Here is a 16,652-nt window from a genome sequence, read left to right as displayed (position 1 = left end):
ACCCCCTTGAAGAGTTTTACAGCCAAATCTAAAACGATCCCACCAAGTTAAAAAACCCCCATTTTTATCCCTATTAAATCCCATTTTAAACCCTTTTTAATATTGAGAATGGTTCCAAAACACCCCAAAAACCTTTTTTTTTTTTTTTTTTTTTTTTTTTTTTTTTTTTTTGAAACAACAAAACCCCCATTAGCACAAAAATCTTATCAATCCATGCTATATTAACGAAATCTTGTGATAAGATCTTATAATTTTACAAGACTTACCTAGACCATTTTAATTCCAAGGAGAAAACATGAAAAAACACATCCTTTCATTCGCTTTAGGCTCGCTTTTAGTTTCCACTTTGAGCGCTGAAGACGACGGCTTTTACATGAGCGCAGGCTATCAAATCGGTGAAGCCGCTCAAGTGGTGAAAAACACCAAAGGCGTTCAACAGCTTTCAGACAATTATGAAAACTTGAGCAAGCTTTTAACCAGATACAGCACCCTAAACTCTCTCATCAAATTGTCCGCTGATCCGAGCGCGATCAACGCGGCGCGTGAAAATCTGGGCGCGAGCGCGAAGAACTTGATCGGCGATACCAAAAATTCCCCCGCCTATCAAGCCGTGCTTTTAGCGATTAATGCGGCGGTGGGGTTTTGGAATGTCTTAGGCTATGCTACGCAATGCGGGGGTAATGCCAATGGCACAAGAAGCACCCATTCAACCACCATCTTCAACAACGAGCCAGGGTATCGATCCACTTCCATCACTTGTTCTTTGAACGGGTATACGCCTGGATACTATGGCCCTATGAGCATTGAGAATTTCAAAAAGCTTAACGAAGCCTATCAAATCCTCCAAACAGCTTTAAAGAAAGGCTTACCCGCGCTCAAAGAAAACAACGGGACGCTCTCTGTAACCTACACCTACACATGCTCAGGGGAAGGGAATAATAACTGCACTATAACCGGGGTGGAACAACAAAACGGAAGCAAAACTGAAACCCAAACCATAGACGGCAAACAAGTAACCACCAAGATCAGTTCAAAAGTCGTTGATAGTAACGCATCAGGTAACACATCAAAGGTTTCCTACACCGAAATCACTAACGAATTAAACAGAGTGCCTGATAGCGCTCAAGCGCTCTTGGCGCAAGCGAGCACGCTCATCAACACCATCAACACGGCATGCCCGTATTTTAGTGTAACTAATACAAGTGGTGGCCCACAGATGAAACCGACTAGAGGGAAGTTGTGCGGTTTTACAGATGAAATCAGCGCGATCCAAAAGATGATCACAGACGCGCAAGAGCTTGTCAATCAAACGAGCGCCATTAACAGCAATGAACAAACAGCTCAAGTGGGAGGCAGTGGAGGCAAGCCTTTCAACCCTTTCACGGACGCTAGCTTCGCGCAAGGCATGTTCGCTAACGCTAGCGCGCAAGCCAAAATGCTCAGTTTGAGCGAACAAGTGGGGCAAACCCTTAACCCTGAAAGGCTTACCGGGGATTTTCAAAATTTTGTTAAAAACTTTTTAGCCACATGCAACAACCCCTCAACAGCTGGCACTGGTGGCAAACAAGGTTCAGCTCCTGGCACGGTTACCACTCAAACTTTCGCTTCCGGTTGCGCCTATGTGGAACAAACCATAACGAATTTAAACAACTCCATCGCTCATTTTGGCACTCAAGAACAGCAAATACAGCAAGCAGAGAATATCGCTGACACTCTAGTGCATTTCAAATCTAGATACAGCGAATTGGGCAACACTTATAACAGCATCACCACCGCGCTCTCTAAAGTCCCTAACGCGCAAAGCTTGCAAAATGTGGTGAGTCAAAAGAATAACCCCTACAGCCCGCAAGGCATAGAAACCAATTACTACCTCAATCAAAATTCTTACAACCAAATCCAAACCATCAATCAAGAACTAGGGCGAAACCCCTTTAGGAAAGTGGGCATCGTCAGTTCTCAAACCAACAACGGCGCGATGAATGGGATCGGTATTCAAGTGGGCTACAAACAATTCTTTGGGCAAAAAAGAAAGTGGGGCGCTAGGTATTACGGCTTTTTTGATTACAACCATGCGTTCATCAAGTCTAGCTTTTTCAACTCCGCTTCTGATGTATGGACTTATGGTTTTGGAGCGGACGCTCTCTATAACTTCATCAACGATAAAGCCACCAATTTCTTAGGCAAGAACAACAAGCTTTCTGTAGGGCTTTTTGGCGGGATTGCGTTAGCTGGCACTTCATGGCTTAATTCTGAATATGTGAATTTAGCCACCGTGAATAATGTCTATAACGCTAAAATGAATGTGGCGAACTTCCAATTCTTATTCAACATGGGAGTGAGGATGAATTTAGCCAGGTCTAAGAAAAAAGGCAGCGATCATGCCGCTCAGCATGGCATTGAACTAGGGCTTAAAATCCCTACCATTAACACGAACTACTATTCCTTTATGGGGGCTGAACTCAAATACAGAAGGCTCTATAGCGTGTATTTGAATTATGTGTTCGCTTATTAAAAGCTCGCATTAAACCCCTTTTGTGAAACTCTCTCTTTTAAGGGGTTTCTTTGAAGCCTTTCTTTTTTCTTTTTTTGAACTCTCTTTTTTAAGGGATTTCTTTTTGAACCCTTTGTTTTAAATTCTTTGTTTTAAATTCTTTTTTTGAAGTCTTTTTTTTAAATTTTTTTTTGGGGGGGTTTTGATCTTTTTTGCTGATCCCCACTGCTTTCGCTTTTTAATCTTTAGTTTTTTTGGGGGGTTTGATGCAAAACCCTTTTTAGTGTTTTTGATGATTGATTAGTGAAAAACTTGACGCTAAGTTAAGCAATAATCTCTTAGAAAGCACTTTTTTATAGGGGGATTAAGTTGGAGATTAAAAGGGAGAGAGAACGATTTCAAAGCGCTTTCTATATTCTCAAGAAAATAAAATAAAACTTTAAGAACTTTAATAAAATGATTTTTACAATAAAATGAGAGCTAGAACGATAAAATAAAGTTTCAAAACCCCATTTTTAAAAATGTAAAGAATATTAAAATTAATAAAGCTTATGGTGAAAATAAAGTTAAAAACAACCTAACGCTTTAATCCAAATCAAAGCGTTAAATCCAAACCAAGCAATAAAGCCAAAACACTCCCTAAAAAGCGTTTTAGCGTGTTTTCACCAAGATGGCTTAAGCGCGTTCAGATTTTTGTTTTTCTCTATACTCTATGATCATGCTGTGGATTTCATCTTTTAATTTTAATTTTTGTTTTTTCATGTGGCTGATTTCAGCGTCGCTAGCGTTTTGTTGCTCAGCGGTTTTGATGTCGTCATCAAGCTGGTTGTGTTTCTCAAAAATCTTATCAAAATGCGGATTATTCGCTTTTAACACGCTGATTTCGTCTCTAAATTCATGGAACATGGTTTTCTCCTTTAATTTTGGATGTTTAAAGTATAATAAACTATCTTTTTAAAAAAACAACTTAAAAGAGCTATAAAATAGCCTTAAAATGCGCGATAAAACAACAAAAAGGAATACCCATGGATATTCGCAACGAATTTTTACAATTTTTTCAAAATAAGGGGCATGAGATTTATCCCAGCATGCCTTTAGTGCCTAATGACGCTACCTTGCTTTTTACCAATGCCGGCATGGTGCAATTTAAAGATATTTTTACCGGGATTGTGCCACGCCCTAGCATTCCTAGAGCGACAAGCTCGCAATTGTGCATGCGCGCAGGGGGCAAGCATAACGATTTAGAAAATGTCGGTTATACCGCAAGACACCACACGCTTTTTGAAATGCTAGGGAATTTCTCTTTTGGGGATTATTTCAAAGAAGAAGCGATTTTGTTTGCGTGGGAATTTGTAACCAAAAATTTAGGGTTTAAGCCTAAAGATTTATACATCAGCGTGCATGAAAAAGACGATGAAGCCGTTAAACTATGGGAAAAGTTTGTGCCTGTTGATAGGATTAAAAAAATGGGCGATAAAGATAATTTCTGGCAAATGGGCGATAGCGGGCCTTGCGGGCCTTGCAGTGAAATCTACATTGATCAAGGTGAAAAACACTTTAAGGGGAGCGAGGATTATTTTGGGGGCGAGGGCGATAGGTTTTTAGAAATTTGGAATCTGGTGTTCATGCAATACGAACGCTCTAATGATGGCGTTTTGTCCCCCTTGCCAAAGCCTAGCATTGATACGGGCATGGGCTTAGAAAGGGTGCAAGCGCTATTAGAACGCAAGCTCAATAATTTTGATTCTTCATTATTTGCGTCCTTAATGGAAGAAATCAGCGAGCTTACAAGCCTAGATTATGCGAGCGGGTTCCAGCCAAGTTTTAGGGTAGTGGCCGATCATGCAAGAGCGGTAGCGTTCTTGCTCGCTCAAGGGGTGCATTTTAATAAGGAGGGCCGTGGCTATGTTTTAAGGCGCATTTTAAGGCGAGCCTTAAGGCATGGGTATTTAATGGGCTTAAAAGAAGCGTTTCTATACAAAGTCGTGGGCGTGGTGTGCGAGCAATTTTCTAACACGCATGCGTATTTGAAAGAATCTAAAGAAATGGTAATGAAAGAATGCTTTGAAGAAGAAGAGCGCTTTTTAGAAACTTTGGAATCGGGCATGGAATTGTTTAACTTGTCTTTAGAGCATTTGAATGGAAATAAAATTTTTGATGGCAAGATCGCTTTCAAGCTTTATGACACTTTTGGTTTCCCTTTAGACTTGACAAACGACATGCTAAGAAGTCATGGGGCGTGTGTGGATATGCAAGGCTTTGAAAATTGCATGCAAGATCAAGTGAAACGCTCTAAAGCTTCATGGAAAGGCAAACAAAACAACGCCGATTTTAGCGCTATTTTAAACGCTTATGCACCTAATGAATTTGTGGGGTATGAAACGACAGAATGTCCTGCTAAAGCCTTAGGGTTTTTTGATAGCGATTTTAAAGAAATAACAGAAGCAAATCCTAACCAAGAAGTCTGGGTCTTATTAGAAAAAACCCCTTTTTATGCAGAAGGTGGGGGGGCTATAGGCGATAGGGGTGCGCTTTTTAAAGACAATGAAGAAGCGGCTATAGTGTCAGACACAAAAAATTTTTTTGGGCTTAATTTTTCGCTCCTTGAAATCAAAAAAGCGCTAAAAAAAGGCGATCAAGTGATCGCGCAAGTGAGCGATGAGCGCTTAGAAATCGCCAAACACCATAGCGCGACGCATTTATTGCAGAGCGCTTTAAGAGAAGTTTTAGGTTCGCATGTGAGTCAAGCGGGGAGTTTAGTGGAATCCAAACGATTGCGTTTTGATTTCTCGCACCCTAAAGCGCTCAATGATGAAGAGCTAGAAAAAGTAGAAGATCTAGTCAACGCTCAAATTTTCAAGCACCTAAATAGCCAGGTGGAGCATATGCCTTTAAACCAAGCTAAAGATAAGGGAGCGTTAGCGTTATTTAGTGAAAAATACGCTGAAAATGTGCGGGTGGTGAGCTTTAAAGAAGCGTCCATTGAATTGTGTGGGGGCATTCATGTGGAAAATACCGGGCTTATTGGGGGGTTTAGGATTGTAAAAGAAAGCGGGGTGAGTAGTGGGGTCAGACGCATTGAAGCGGTGTGCGGGAAAGCCTTTTACCAACTGGCTAAAGAAGAAAATAAAGAGCTTAAAAACGCTAAGACTTTATTGAAAAATAACGATGTGATCGCCGGAATCAACAAGCTTAAAGAGAGCGTGAAAAACAGCCAAAAAGCCCCCGTTTCTATGGATTTACCGATTGAAAAAATCCATGGCGTGAGTTTGGTGGTGGGCGTAGTGGAACAAGGCGACATTAAAGAAATGATTGACCGATTGAAAAGTAAGCATGAAAGATTGCTCGCTATGGTGTTTAAAAAAGAAAATGAGCGAATCACTCTCGCATGCGGGGTGAAAAACGCGCCCATAAAAGCGAACGCATGGGCTAATGAAGTGGCGCAAATTTTAGGGGGTAAAGGGGGCGGGAGAGATGATTTTGCGAGCGCTGGGGGCAAGGATATTGAAAATTTGCAAGCGGCGCTCAATTTAGCGAAAAATACCGCTCTTAAAGCTTTAGAGGGATAGCATGGAGCTTATTTTAGGCTCTCAATCCAGCGCTAGGGCGAATCTTTTAAAAGAGCATGGGATTAAGTTTGAACAAAAAGCACTCTATTTTGATGAAGAAAACCTAAAAACCACAGACCCTAGAGAGTTTGTCTATCTGGCGTGCAAGGGGAAATTGGAAAAAGCTAAAGAATTACTTGCGAATAATTGCGTTATCGTGGTGGCTGATAGCGTGGTGAGCGTGGGTAATCGCATGCAACGAAAAGCTAAAAACAAGCGAGAAGCCCTTGAATTTTTAAAACTCCAAAATGGCAATGAAATAGAGGTTTTAACCTGCTCTGCATTGATTTCTCCTAAACTAGAATGGTTGGATCTATCGGTTTTTAGAGCGCGTTTAAAGGCGTTTGATTCTAGCGAGATAGAAAAATATTTAGAGAGCGGATTGTGGCAAGAAAGCACGGGCTGCGTGCGGTTAGAAGACTTTCATAGGCCCTATATTAAAAGCTCAAGCGAGAATTTGAGCGTGGGGTTAGGGCTGAATGTGGAAGGCTTGTTAGGGGCGCTAAAATTAGGGGCTGAAATTGCATCGTTATAAATGCTATTGTTTTATAAACATTAAAAACACTCTATCTAACTGATAAACCCCCTTGACAAATAAAAAAAAACGATATAATACAACATTTGATGTTTAAGGAGTTGTCATGGGGTCTTGGTCTCGTATTCTTTTATCAATCTTGATGGTGGTTTTGGGATTAGCGCTTACTACCATGCTCATAAATTGGCATGTTTAGCGGGAATGATCTATTGTGGCTATAAAATTATTACAGATTTTAGCGTTCTATCAGCCGCAATGGGGTGGTGGTCTTTATCAAAAATAACATGGTTTTGCATGGGTTATATCGCTTTATGGGGGCTTACGCTTATTATGGGTTTTTTTACATGTTCTACAATGGAAGACTATTCGTAAAAATTGATTGGAAAAATTAAAATAGGGGGGACGCTAGAACCTTTAAAAACAGGTTCTAGCAAAAATACAAGGTTAGGGATTATTTCCCAAAACGCCCACCGGTGGTAGGGTAGCCATAAATAGAGCCATCTTTGATTTTCATGTGATCTTCCCAAGGCAATTTGTATTTACCAGCGGCTAAGTCTTTGATGTAGGTTAAGCCTGCGTCATGTTCTCCGCCCGGTTTAGCCACATACCCTCTATGGCCTAGGTTGTAAATGTTGTTTTCTAAGCCCCAGCTTAAGCGAGCGTTGTCTGCCATTTTAGGATAGATTTCCCCGGTTACAATCTCCCAAGGGTTGCGGTGCCCTTGAACAAGAGTCGTGCCATCAAAGTTACAGATTTGCCCCTCACCAAAGTAGTAAAAGACATTATCATAGCCGGCTAAATTCACGCTCACGGTATACATCAAATTGTGCCATGCGTTGGAGCGGTTGGTCAAAATCCACTGATCATTGACTTGAGTGCTATAGCCTGAAATGCGGATATACACATTGCACCCTTTATAGGCTGCTTCTCTAGCGAGCTCTGGAATCATGCCGTCATGGCAAATGCACACGGCTAATTTTGATCCACCCGGACCCTCGCACACAGGCATTCCTAAATCCCCAGGATACCATGGTTCAATGGGATTCCATGGGAATAGCTTGCGGTATTTTAAAATGATTTCACCTTGCGGATTGATGATAATGGCGGTATTGTAGGGGTTTTTGTTAGAATCAGGATTGCGTTCCATGATTGAAAAAACACCATAAACTTTCGCCTCTTTACACGCCTTAGCGTATAGCTCTGTCTCTTTACCCGGGACATCTAATAAAAACTCTTCGCTAAGCCACTTAGCGGTATTCAAACCTTGCGTGCTATACTCAGGGAAAATGATAAGTTCCACTCCCGGATACCCCGCTTTAGTCGCATGCAAGGTTCTGATAATGCTTTCAATATTGTGATCAATATCCTTACGGCTATTGACAATTGGCACAGGAAACTGAATGGCTGCCACTAAAAACCCTTCAATAGGTTTGCCCATACTACCGATACTTCCCATAATAACTCCTTCTAAAAGTTTTGTCGCAATAACAATAACAATTATTGCGAGAGAATACTATTGCAAGAGAACTAATTTAGAGTAAATGTGAGATTTTTTGATAAAAAGATTTAAATCTATTTTTAAAGCGCTTTTTCAGCCTCTATAGGTGCTGTTTTAAAAACCCCTAAAAATCCTTTAACAATTCCACAAATTCCTTAAAAATATAATGGCTCTCTTTGGGGCCGGGGCTGCTTTCTGGGTGGTGCTGGACAGAGATAATGGGAGCGTTTTTATAACGCACGCCCTCAATGGTGTTGTCAAAAAGATTGCGGTGCGTGATAATGGCGATTTCTTCAATTTCTTCAGGGACGCAATAGTTGTGGTTTTGTGCGGTGATTTCAACGGCGTTTGTTTTTAGGTTTTTAACGGGGTGGTTGCTCCCATGATGGCCAAATTTGAGCTTGTAAGTAGGGTAGCCTTGCGCGATAGAGAGCAATTGATGCCCTAAGCAAATGCCAAACATGGGGATTTTAGCGTTAATGAGCTGTTTGATTTCTCCAATTTCTTGCTGCAAGCTCAAAGGATCGCCAGGCCCGTTAGAGAGGAAAATCCCGCTAATTTCTTTTTTTTCATAGGCCTTAATCAGCTCGCTAGCCTTAGTGTGGTGCGGGTAAATAAGGGCTTTTAACCCCACATTTTGAAGCTCGTTTAAAATATTGCCCTTAGCCCCAAAGTCTAACACGGCGATAATTTTATGAGAGGCTTTTTCATCAAAAGGCTTGTAATCTAGAGTTTTGAAATCAAAAGTCGCGCGCTGGTGCGTGATGATTTTTGGCGTAGAAACGCTAGACACTAGGGGGGATTGGGAAATTCTAGGGGCGTTTTTTAAAATTTCTTCAAGCTTGTTTTTGTCATGCTCTATCGTGGAAGCGACCATCATCAAGCACCCATGATGGCGTAAGGTTTTGATCAAACTTCTGGTATCAACGCCACAAACCCCTAAAACGCCACGCTCTTTCAAATAAGCGCTCAAGCTAAAATCCGCCCTTGAGTTAGAAAAAAAATCGTTGTAATGGCGCGCTAAAATCCCTGCACATGAAAAAAAGGATTCATCATCTTTAGAATTAGCGCCCACAACCCCAATTTCAGGCATGCTAAAAACCACAAATTGCCCCTTATAGCTAGGGTCGCTAATGACTTCTTGATAGCCACTCATAGAAGTGTTAAAAACAAGCTCGCCTACTTGCGTGCCGCTAGCCCCAAAACTTTGCGCTTGCAAAAAAAGCCCGTTTTCTAAATAGAGAGAAACCATTATAAAAAGCCCTTACGCCTTAATTCTTCTTCATAGAGCCTTTCAAACACCAACTCGTATTCATCGCTCCCTACGGGCAGTTTGCGTTTGTAATGCTTGATTTTTTCATGCACTTTATTTTCAATGCTTTCATACGCTTTAGAATAGGTGTCAATGGATTTGTAAATCAAATTTCTTATCAAATTCTCTGACACGCTAAACATGATCAAATCCTCATCTAAGATTTTATTCAAAATCTGGTGCGACAAATCGTTGCACCTTTCTTCCCAAAACAAATGGAAGCCCTCTTTTTGAGCGATCTGTCTTTTAATCATCCAAAAAAGCTGCCTTTCATCCATCCGCATGAATTCTATCTCATCGGTGTTTTCTTCTAAAAGCTCTCTGGCTTGCTCATCTATGGCGTTTTCTTTTTTAACGCTTTTTTCCAAAATCCCCTCTATCAATTCGCACAATAATTCTCTAGGGGCTTTTAATTCTAATAGTTTTGAATGGATAAAGTCATTGGCAATCTTATGGCTTATATGGTTTATATGGGTTAGTTTGAGTCTCATGGTTTTTCTCGCGTATTTTATTTATTTTTAGAGTGTATTTTATCGTTTTTTAGATAAAACGCTTTTTAAAGAATTAATTTAATGGCACACCAAACTATAGGATTGTAGAATTTTATCAGCGTAGATGATTGTAATATCCGGGCGTTTTTTAGAAATCTTAGTGTTAATCAGTCTTAACCTCCCCCCTTCTTTAATGCCATAGAATTGGAGCCTTAAAGCGAGTTGTTTATCGTTAGTGCGGATTTGATGGATACCCCTTAATTGCAAGGCTGTAGCGACTTCTTTGGCTAAGAAATGCCGGTTTAATAATTTTTCATTAGCGCCAGAAATTTTACTCCCCCATAAAAAAAGCGTTTCAGTGAGCATTAAAAGATACAAACTAAAAATGCGCAAATAATATTGCCCCCTAAATTCCTTCAAACGCACCCTAAGGCTATTTAAAACGCTTTTAACAAACAAAGGCAAACCGATTAACGCTAAGGGGGCGAAAGTTCTTAAATCTATCTCTTGGCGCATGCTCAAAAGCAAAGGGAAAAGCCAACCGCTCGCGCTCATAAAGGCTAATAACGATGGCTTTTTATCCAAAAGGGCTTTATAGAGTGTATAAGGGTAGTAGAGGAACAATAAGGGCGAGTATAAAAGCATGAGTTCTAAGCATGTGTCTATGAAATACCCACTAGGCAAGCCCTTATTGAAACTCCCGCTAAAAAGAGCGGTATTCACGCCTAAACCCACCAAAATAAAGATCGCACTCTTAAAATAGCGTTTTCTTAAAGCGTAGGCAAAAACCCCTAGTAAAAGCGGGATGAACGCGCCGTCTAAAAACGCGCAAGCGCTGAGGGTTAAATAAGGGATTTTTTGGGTTTTGATATATAAATAGCTGACTAAAAGCCCAAGGCTTAACACCAGCACGCTTTTAGCCAATAAAATCGCAAAGAGATTCACCCCAGGCAATAAAGCGTAAGTCAATACCACATAAAGGGCGTCTTTAGGCTTTTTTAAAATCTTTCGCCCTATCAAATAAAATAAAAACATGTTAATGAGATGAGCGATCAAAAAAGGCAATCTCAAAGCCAAATCGTTTTGACCCAAAATTTCAGTGCTTTTTTGAGCGATTTGAACAAACCATGCGCTGCTATAAAAAAAATCCTTCGCTTCATTGTAGCTGATAGAAATTTCTCCACTCATCAACAACCCCAAAGCCAGGATTAAAAAAACCATGATGGTAAAGACTAAATCGCTTAAATCAAAGCTTCTTGTTTTTTTCTCTGGATAAATAAAATAGCTAAAGTATAACAGAGCGCTTTGTAAGGGGCTTAGTTGCATGGCTTAAATTTTTTTTAATTCTTTTAAAAGAGCGGGCAAGGCAATGAGTAAGCCTGAACATAAAATCAAAGCCACCCCTAAAGAGCTTTTAAGATCCAAAAATTTATCGCCTAAATACAGCCCAAACAACAGCCCCCAAACAATGCGGGTGTATTCAATCGGGGCAATGATCCCAGCGGGCGCGTTCATGTAAGCATAAGTTAAGAAATACTGCCCTAAAGTCCCGTTAATCCCTATTAAAGAAATCCACAAAATGTCTTCTTTTCTAGGGATATGAATGCCTGTGGATAAAAAAGGAATATCAATGAACATGCCCGCTAATCCAAGAAGGCTCATGCCAAAAGCGAACGCTAAAATCACGGCTTGCTTGTCGTAATATTCCCTCAAATCCCTTAAAGTGATATACGCTAAAGACACAAAAATCCCGCTCAATAAGCCCATAATAATTTCAACCGGCCCCACATTTTCCACGCTAGGATCGGAGATCAACACCACCCCCACTAGCCCGATGCATGCGGAAATTAACGCGCTTCTTTTGAGCTTTTCTTTCAAAAGCAAAGGGGAAAGAAGCACCGTATAAATCGGCGCGCATTGCGAGAAAGCCGTCGCAGTAGCGAGCGAAATTTTTTCAATATTATAAAAAAACGCTAACATGGCCAATCCCCCTACAACGACCCTAAAAGCGAGCTTTTTAAAACCGCCTTGCTTGTAACTCTTTAAGCGGTAGGGTTTGAAAGGATAAACAAGTAAGAGTAAGAGCGTCATGGTAATGGAGCGGTAAAACACATTTTCCATAGGGGAAAAATAATCCGCTGTGATTTTAACAAACGCGCTCATGATTCCAAAGCAAAAATTTGCCAAGAGTATCATTGAAACGCCAAATAAAATGGTGTTACGCATGCCTTTTACCCATAAAGATTTTAGGGTAGTTTAACCTAAAATCTCTAATTAAGACTAAAGTTTTTAAGCTCTAAAAGCATAAAAGTTGCATTGATTGGTAAAATCATGCTATAACAATACTCTAGGAGTTTTACCTTTTGTCTAGAATAATTCTAGAAGCTTCAGCATTTCAAGCTCCTTATAGAAATATGAAAACATAAAAACACGAATCCTTTTTGAAAATAAACTCCTAGACCCTTTTTAAAGGGTTTGAACGCCACTAAGAAAACTCTTTTAAGCTTTTCAAGTCTCTTGTTTTGTTAAAAACCCATGCCATAAGATCTCATCTCATTAGGGAATGGATTTTGCTTATATCAGCGTAAAACTCAATTTCAGGAAATTCGCATGGCTGTTTCTTCTATCAATCAGTTTGATTCTAATCTCTATGGGCTTTTAAACGCTAAAAGCGCTCCTAAAGAAGACCTGGCTCCTATTGAAAACACAGAAAAAATAGAGCGAGAAAAAAAGGACGCTCCAACAGAAAACCTCCCCTTTAACCCTGACAAGCGGGAAACTTACGGCTTTTTGGTTTTAGAATTGATGAGCGATAGAGAGTATGAGGCTTTTTTAAGGGCTACGGCCGGAATGGATGAGAGCCAAAAACGCTTGGCCGCTCAGTCGCTCTATAGTTTGACGGATTTTTATAACGGGAAATTCTCTAAAGAAGTGGAAAACGCCCCCAAACAACCGATAAATGGCTTGCACAAAAAAGCCTTTCAAACCTTTAACGCTACCAACCATAACGCTTTTTTGCAACGCTATCAAAACGCTTATAACAACCCTTCAACGATGGATGTGATCCTTTAAAGATTAGGGTTAAATGGAGAACTGATCATCAAAAACGCTTTTAAGCGTTTTGATGATAACCAACACCCAGTGGGATCAAAGCTAAAAATTTTGGTTCAATCCGTTTCTTCCAAACTCTTAAACACCTTGATGAGATCGATATGCTCATCGATGTCATGCACTCTTAAAACGCTCGCTCCGTTTTGCAACGCCATTAAATGCAAACTCAAAGTGCCAGCGAGCCGGTCTTGAACTTCACGCCCAGTGATAAGCCCGATCGTGTTTTTACGACTCGCTCCCACCAATAGGGGTTTTTTGAATTTAAGAAAGTGGCTTAAATGCTTGATTAAGGCTAAATTATGCTCTTTTAATTTAGCGAATCCAAACCCAATATCTAAAATAATATCTTGAAGCGCGTATTTTTCTAAAACCTCTAGTTTTTCTTTAAAGAAGCGATCCATTTCATCAAATAAATTGTGGTAAAAAACATTTTCTTGCATGTCTTTGGGGGTTTTTTGAGCATGCATTAAAATGCAAGTGGGCTTGTAATCTTTGGCGACTTCTAGCATTGCAGCGCTACTAAAACCGCTCACATCATTAAGGATGGAAAAATAATGCTCTAAAGCCATTTGGGCGGTTTGGGCATGGTAGGTGTCTATGCTGAATTGAGTGCATTGGTAGAGTTTTTGGGATTTGATTTCTAATAAAATTTCTTTTAAGCGATCTTGCTCTATTTTTGGATCAATGATTTCACTCTGTGGCCTTGAACTGGCTGCGCCTATATCAATGAGTTTGATACCCTTTTCTAGCCATTGATAGATTTCTTCAAGCGCTTTTTTACTATCAAACCGGCTCTTTTCATAGAAACTATCCGGAGTCAGGTTTAAAACCGCCATGATTTGTGGAGCGTTAGGTTTTTGAGCTTTGAGGTGGCTTTTTAATTCTTGCGCTAAATGTTTAAGCCCAAAAGGTTGGGAATGGCACTTGACAATAAGGCGTTCTAATTGGCTAGCGCTCGCAACCAACACCCCATCATAAAAAGGCTCTTTAGCTAAAATACAATCTCTTGGCGTGGCAAAATCGCCCCCAACGCTTATGGCCTCTTGCTTTAAAATCAGCGTTGCGCTTAAGGGCAGATGTTGGATTTCAAAAACAAAGCTAACGCCTTTTTGGCACATACGATCTTGTGCGATCTTTTCTGGGCCTATTTTTTGTAAAGCGCTTTTGAGTGCATCAGGGTTAAGGCGTTTTACAATCATGGCGTTTTCTTTTTGGATAAAAGGCTTAAAAGCAGGGGTAAAAGATTATAGCTGAGCTTGTAATAAGAGCTGTTAGCCTTGATCGCTAAATCAAAGGCTTGCAATTCTTGCTCGCTCAAATAGATTTGGTGTCTGTGAATACTCTCTAACAGGCTTTCAATTTTTTCCCTCTGATTTTCTCTAGAATCAAAATTTTCTTTGTCTAAATTTTTTAAAAATGCGTAAATATCTTTCAAATCCAGCCTTGATAAATCCAAATCTAAAGGTTTTATGGGGATTTTTTGGCGTTTGTCTTCTTTGATCAGGCGGGATTTAATGGTGGCTAAAACATGGTTTGGGCTTTTAGCGAACATGATAAAACAAACATTATTAGGGGGTTCTTCTAAGATTTTTAAAAGCGCGTTTTGGGCTTCTACGCCATAGCTGGGCGCGGCGATTAAAAAGGCGTTTAATTCGCTGTGTTTGAGATTGGCTTTGGATAGGACTTCTTTGGCATGCTCTATTTTAAAATCCTTGTTAAAAGTTTTGATCACCTTTTTGTCTTTTTCAATAATCTCGGTGTAGAATTTAATGTGGTGTTCAAAAAGGCTTGCAGCCTCTTCTAGGCTCTCTTCAAGATTGTCCGTATAAATGAGACGGTTGGAGTTTTTCACAAAGTAACCTTATTGTATAGCACGCTAAAAAGCGCGTTTTCAAAGAGTTTGAAGAGTTGCAATAATTTATAGTCCAGCAATCTGTCATGCTCTTTTAAAAGCAAGCAATCTTCTTTAAGCTCTTCAAAAAGCCATAAAAAACTAGGGATTTTACTCAATAGTAAGGTTTTTAAGCCTTCATTTTCAATTTCCCCAACATGCCAAAACATGGGGTTTTGATAAGTCATCTCTATGGTGGCTAGAGAGAGATTCGCATCGTTTTTAGGATAGAAAGAAGAAGCGTTAAAATCAATGACTGACAATAAGGGGCGCTCTTTTAAATCTTTAGGGTTGAGATTAGAAAGAATGTAGTTTAAAAACCAGCGCCTAGAAGAATCCGCGCTCACCAACAGCGATCCGCCATTAAGCACATGCGAGATGGTTTGCGCGATGAGTTTTGCATAACTTGATCGCTCTAATTCCAACCACCCGCTTTGTTGGGCGATAAATTCCCCTTGATCGCGCACAAATTCTTTGATCCAGTCGTAGAAATTTTTCATTGATCTAATTGATACACCGCATGCAAAGTTCTAACCGCTAATTCAGCGTATTTAATGTCAATCAAAACCGAAATTTTAATCTCGCTTGTAGAAATCATCATGATATTGATATTGTCTTTGGCTAGGGCTTTAAAAGCGATACTCGCTACCCCAGAATGCGACTTCATGCCCACGCCCACTATGGAAACTTTAGCGATATTTTCATCATAATCAATGGAATCCATTTGCGCTAAAAAAGGCTTTAAGGCTTGCTTGGTTTCTTCTATTTGGGTTTTGACGATCGTAAAATCCAAATCGGTTTTGCCGTCTCTGCCGATCGTTTGGACTATCATATCCACATTAATGCGATACTCCGCTAAAGCGCCAAAGATTTCAGCGGCAATGCCTGGCCGATCTTCCACGCCCTCCATGCTCACACGAGCCTGATTCTTATCCAATGCGATCCCACTCACTATAGGGGTTTCCATGCGTTCTCCTTTAAAGTCTTTTTCAGCCACAATGAGCGTGCCTTCGCTATGGTTAAACGAATTGCGAGTCACTAATTTCACGCTGAGTTTTTTGGCCAATTCTACCGAGCGGTTTAACAACACTTTAGCCCCCATAGAAGCCAGTTCAAGCATTTCATCATAGCTGATTTGCGCGATTTTTTGAGCCTTTTCTTCAATGCGCGGATCGGTGGTATAAACGCCATCCACATCCGTATAGATTTCGCACAGATCCGCTTTTAAAGCCCCGGCCAAAGCGACCGCGCTCAAATCGCTCCCCCCACGCCCTAAAGTCGTTGTTTCGCCTTGAATATCAGCGCCTTGAAACCCAGCGATCACCACAATGTAGTTTTTTTCTAAAAGCTCTGTGATGCGTTTAGTGTCAATGGATTGGATCACGGCGTTTTGAAAATGCGAACTGGTTAAAATACCCGCTTCTTTCCCGCTCAATGAAATGGCTCTATGCCCATACCTCTCTAACGCCATGCTCAAAGCTGCGCTTGAAATCCATTCCCCCGCGCTCACAATCCTGTCCATTTCTCGCTTGTTAGGGTTATGGCTAAAATTCTTGCCAAATTCTAAAAGCCTGTCCGTTTCGCCGCTCATCGCAGAAACGACCACCACGACTTGATACCCTAATTTAACGCTTTCTAAAACCCTTTGAGCGACATTGTGGATCCTTTCTATGCTGCCCATGCTCGTGCCGCCGTATTTTTGAACGATTAACACC

Annotated in this window: 15 protein-coding genes; 5 read left to right on the top strand and 10 right to left on the bottom strand. The window is 40.5% G+C overall.

All coding sequences use genetic code 11. The annotated features are described in order from the left end of the window. Positions 1-295 precede the first annotated feature (295 nt). Complete coding sequence (gene babA, locus HPOKI112_RS06355) at positions 296-2,512, top strand: Hop family adhesin BabA (RefSeq protein WP_025309852.1); 2,217 nt, start codon at positions 296-298, stop codon at positions 2,510-2,512. Between the two features lie 654 nt (positions 2,513-3,166). On the opposite strand, the gene HPOKI112_RS06350 is transcribed toward babA, so the two are convergent. Then, complete coding sequence (locus HPOKI112_RS06350) at positions 3,167-3,397, bottom strand: YdcH family protein (protein ID WP_000468326.1); 231 nt, start codon at positions 3,395-3,397, stop codon at positions 3,167-3,169. A gap of 119 nt (positions 3,398-3,516) precedes the next feature. Here HPOKI112_RS06350 and alaS point away from each other — a divergent pair, with 119 nt between their 5' ends. From alaS to HPOKI112_RS06335, 3 genes are all read left to right on the top strand, one after another. Beyond that, the gene (alaS, locus tag HPOKI112_RS06345) at positions 3,517-6,060 is read left to right on the top strand and encodes an alanine--tRNA ligase (protein WP_025309974.1); all 2,544 of its coding nucleotides are present in this window, start codon (positions 3,517-3,519) and stop codon (positions 6,058-6,060) included. Position 6,061: 1 nt separating this feature from the next. Beyond that, complete coding sequence (gene maf, locus HPOKI112_RS06340) at positions 6,062-6,634, top strand: septum formation inhibitor Maf (RefSeq protein ID WP_025276319.1); 573 nt, start codon at positions 6,062-6,064, stop codon at positions 6,632-6,634. Between the two features lie 114 nt (positions 6,635-6,748). Then, the gene (locus HPOKI112_RS06335; protein ID WP_025276318.1) at positions 6,749-7,006 is read left to right on the top strand and encodes a hypothetical protein; all 258 of its coding nucleotides are present in this window, start codon (positions 6,749-6,751) and stop codon (positions 7,004-7,006) included. 79 nt (positions 7,007-7,085) lie between these two features. Here HPOKI112_RS06335 and HPOKI112_RS06330 read toward each other — a convergent pair whose 3' ends face one another. The 5 genes from HPOKI112_RS06330 to HPOKI112_RS06310 all read right to left on the bottom strand — a co-directional run bounded on the left by HPOKI112_RS06330 (position 7,086) and on the right by HPOKI112_RS06310 (position 12,161). Then, positions 7,086-8,090 (bottom strand): formamidase, encoded by a 1,005-nt coding sequence (locus tag HPOKI112_RS06330; RefSeq protein ID WP_000534783.1) that lies wholly within the window; start codon positions 8,088-8,090, stop codon positions 7,086-7,088. Positions 8,091-8,256: 166 nt separating this feature from the next. Continuing rightward, positions 8,257-9,384, bottom strand: coding sequence for a glutamine-hydrolyzing carbamoyl-phosphate synthase small subunit (carA, locus tag HPOKI112_RS06325; protein WP_025309973.1), 1,128 nt, complete (start codon positions 9,382-9,384; stop codon positions 8,257-8,259). Next, positions 9,384-9,935, bottom strand: a complete 552-nt coding sequence (locus HPOKI112_RS06320; protein WP_025276316.1) for a DUF507 family protein — start codon at positions 9,933-9,935, stop codon at positions 9,384-9,386. The genes carA and HPOKI112_RS06320 overlap by 1 nt, the downstream gene beginning before the upstream one ends. 78 nt (positions 9,936-10,013) lie before the next feature. Beyond that, positions 10,014-11,261, bottom strand: a complete 1,248-nt coding sequence (locus HPOKI112_RS06315) for a glycosyltransferase family 39 protein (RefSeq protein WP_025309972.1) — start codon at positions 11,259-11,261, stop codon at positions 10,014-10,016. A 3-nt stretch (positions 11,262-11,264) separates the two neighbouring features. Beyond that, positions 11,265-12,161 (bottom strand): DMT family transporter, encoded by an 897-nt coding sequence (locus HPOKI112_RS06310; RefSeq protein ID WP_025276314.1) that lies wholly within the window; start codon positions 12,159-12,161, stop codon positions 11,265-11,267. 384 nt (positions 12,162-12,545) lie between these two features. On the opposite strand from HPOKI112_RS06310, the gene HPOKI112_RS06305 reads away from it, so the two are divergent. Continuing rightward, positions 12,546-13,007, top strand: a complete 462-nt coding sequence (locus tag HPOKI112_RS06305; RefSeq protein WP_025276313.1) for a hypothetical protein — start codon at positions 12,546-12,548, stop codon at positions 13,005-13,007. A 95-nt stretch (positions 13,008-13,102) separates the two neighbouring features. On the opposite strand, the gene folP is transcribed toward HPOKI112_RS06305, so the two are convergent. The 4 genes from folP to HPOKI112_RS06285 are packed head-to-tail and all read right to left on the bottom strand — an operon-like array spanning position 13,103 to position 16,651. Then, positions 13,103-14,245: a dihydropteroate synthase gene (gene folP, locus HPOKI112_RS06300; protein ID WP_025309971.1), complete on the bottom strand. Its 1,143-nt coding sequence runs from the start codon at positions 14,243-14,245 to the stop codon at positions 13,103-13,105. Next, complete coding sequence (locus HPOKI112_RS06295; protein WP_015428217.1) at positions 14,242-14,898, bottom strand: DNA polymerase III subunit delta'; 657 nt, start codon at positions 14,896-14,898, stop codon at positions 14,242-14,244. Before HPOKI112_RS06295 ends, folP begins: the two co-directional genes overlap by 4 nt. After that, on the bottom strand, positions 14,895-15,437 hold the full coding sequence (locus HPOKI112_RS06290) for a HobA family DNA replication regulator (RefSeq protein ID WP_015428216.1): 543 nt from the start codon (positions 15,435-15,437) through the stop codon (positions 14,895-14,897). Before HPOKI112_RS06290 ends, HPOKI112_RS06295 begins: the two co-directional genes overlap by 4 nt. After that, the gene (locus HPOKI112_RS06285; protein ID WP_025309970.1) at positions 15,434-16,651 is read right to left on the bottom strand and encodes an aspartate kinase; all 1,218 of its coding nucleotides are present in this window, start codon (positions 16,649-16,651) and stop codon (positions 15,434-15,436) included. Before HPOKI112_RS06285 ends, HPOKI112_RS06290 begins: the two co-directional genes overlap by 4 nt. Position 16,652 lies beyond the last annotated feature (1 nt).

The sequence above is a fragment of the Helicobacter pylori oki112 genome, from assembly GCF_000600085.1.
Lineage (GTDB): Bacteria > Campylobacterota > Campylobacteria > Campylobacterales > Helicobacteraceae > Helicobacter > Helicobacter pylori_CY.
This window is presented reverse-complemented; position numbering and strand designations above follow the sequence as displayed.

Excerpts from the sequence above, each read along its gene's own strand:
- babA (WP_025309852.1), top strand. The coding sequence starts at position 296 with ATGAAAAAACACATCCTTTCATTCGCTTTAGGCTCGCTTTTAGTTTCC.
- HPOKI112_RS06350 (WP_000468326.1), bottom strand. The coding sequence starts at position 3,397 with ATGTTCCATGAATTTAGAGACGAAATCAGCGTGTTAAAAGCGAATAAT.
- alaS (WP_025309974.1), top strand. The coding sequence starts at position 3,517 with ATGGATATTCGCAACGAATTTTTACAATTTTTTCAAAATAAGGGGCAT.
- maf (WP_025276319.1), top strand. The coding sequence starts at position 6,062 with ATGGAGCTTATTTTAGGCTCTCAATCCAGCGCTAGGGCGAATCTTTTA.
- HPOKI112_RS06330 (WP_000534783.1), bottom strand. The coding sequence starts at position 8,090 with ATGGGAAGTATCGGTAGTATGGGCAAACCTATTGAAGGGTTTTTAGTG.
- carA (WP_025309973.1), bottom strand. The coding sequence starts at position 9,384 with ATGGTTTCTCTCTATTTAGAAAACGGGCTTTTTTTGCAAGCGCAAAGT.
- HPOKI112_RS06320 (WP_025276316.1), bottom strand. The coding sequence starts at position 9,935 with ATGAGACTCAAACTAACCCATATAAACCATATAAGCCATAAGATTGCC.
- HPOKI112_RS06315 (WP_025309972.1), bottom strand. The coding sequence starts at position 11,261 with ATGCAACTAAGCCCCTTACAAAGCGCTCTGTTATACTTTAGCTATTTT.
- HPOKI112_RS06310 (WP_025276314.1), bottom strand. The coding sequence starts at position 12,161 with ATGCGTAACACCATTTTATTTGGCGTTTCAATGATACTCTTGGCAAAT.
- HPOKI112_RS06305 (WP_025276313.1), top strand. The coding sequence starts at position 12,546 with ATGGCTGTTTCTTCTATCAATCAGTTTGATTCTAATCTCTATGGGCTT.
- folP (WP_025309971.1), bottom strand. The coding sequence starts at position 14,245 with ATGATTGTAAAACGCCTTAACCCTGATGCACTCAAAAGCGCTTTACAA.
- HPOKI112_RS06290 (WP_015428216.1), bottom strand. The coding sequence starts at position 15,437 with ATGAAAAATTTCTACGACTGGATCAAAGAATTTGTGCGCGATCAAGGG.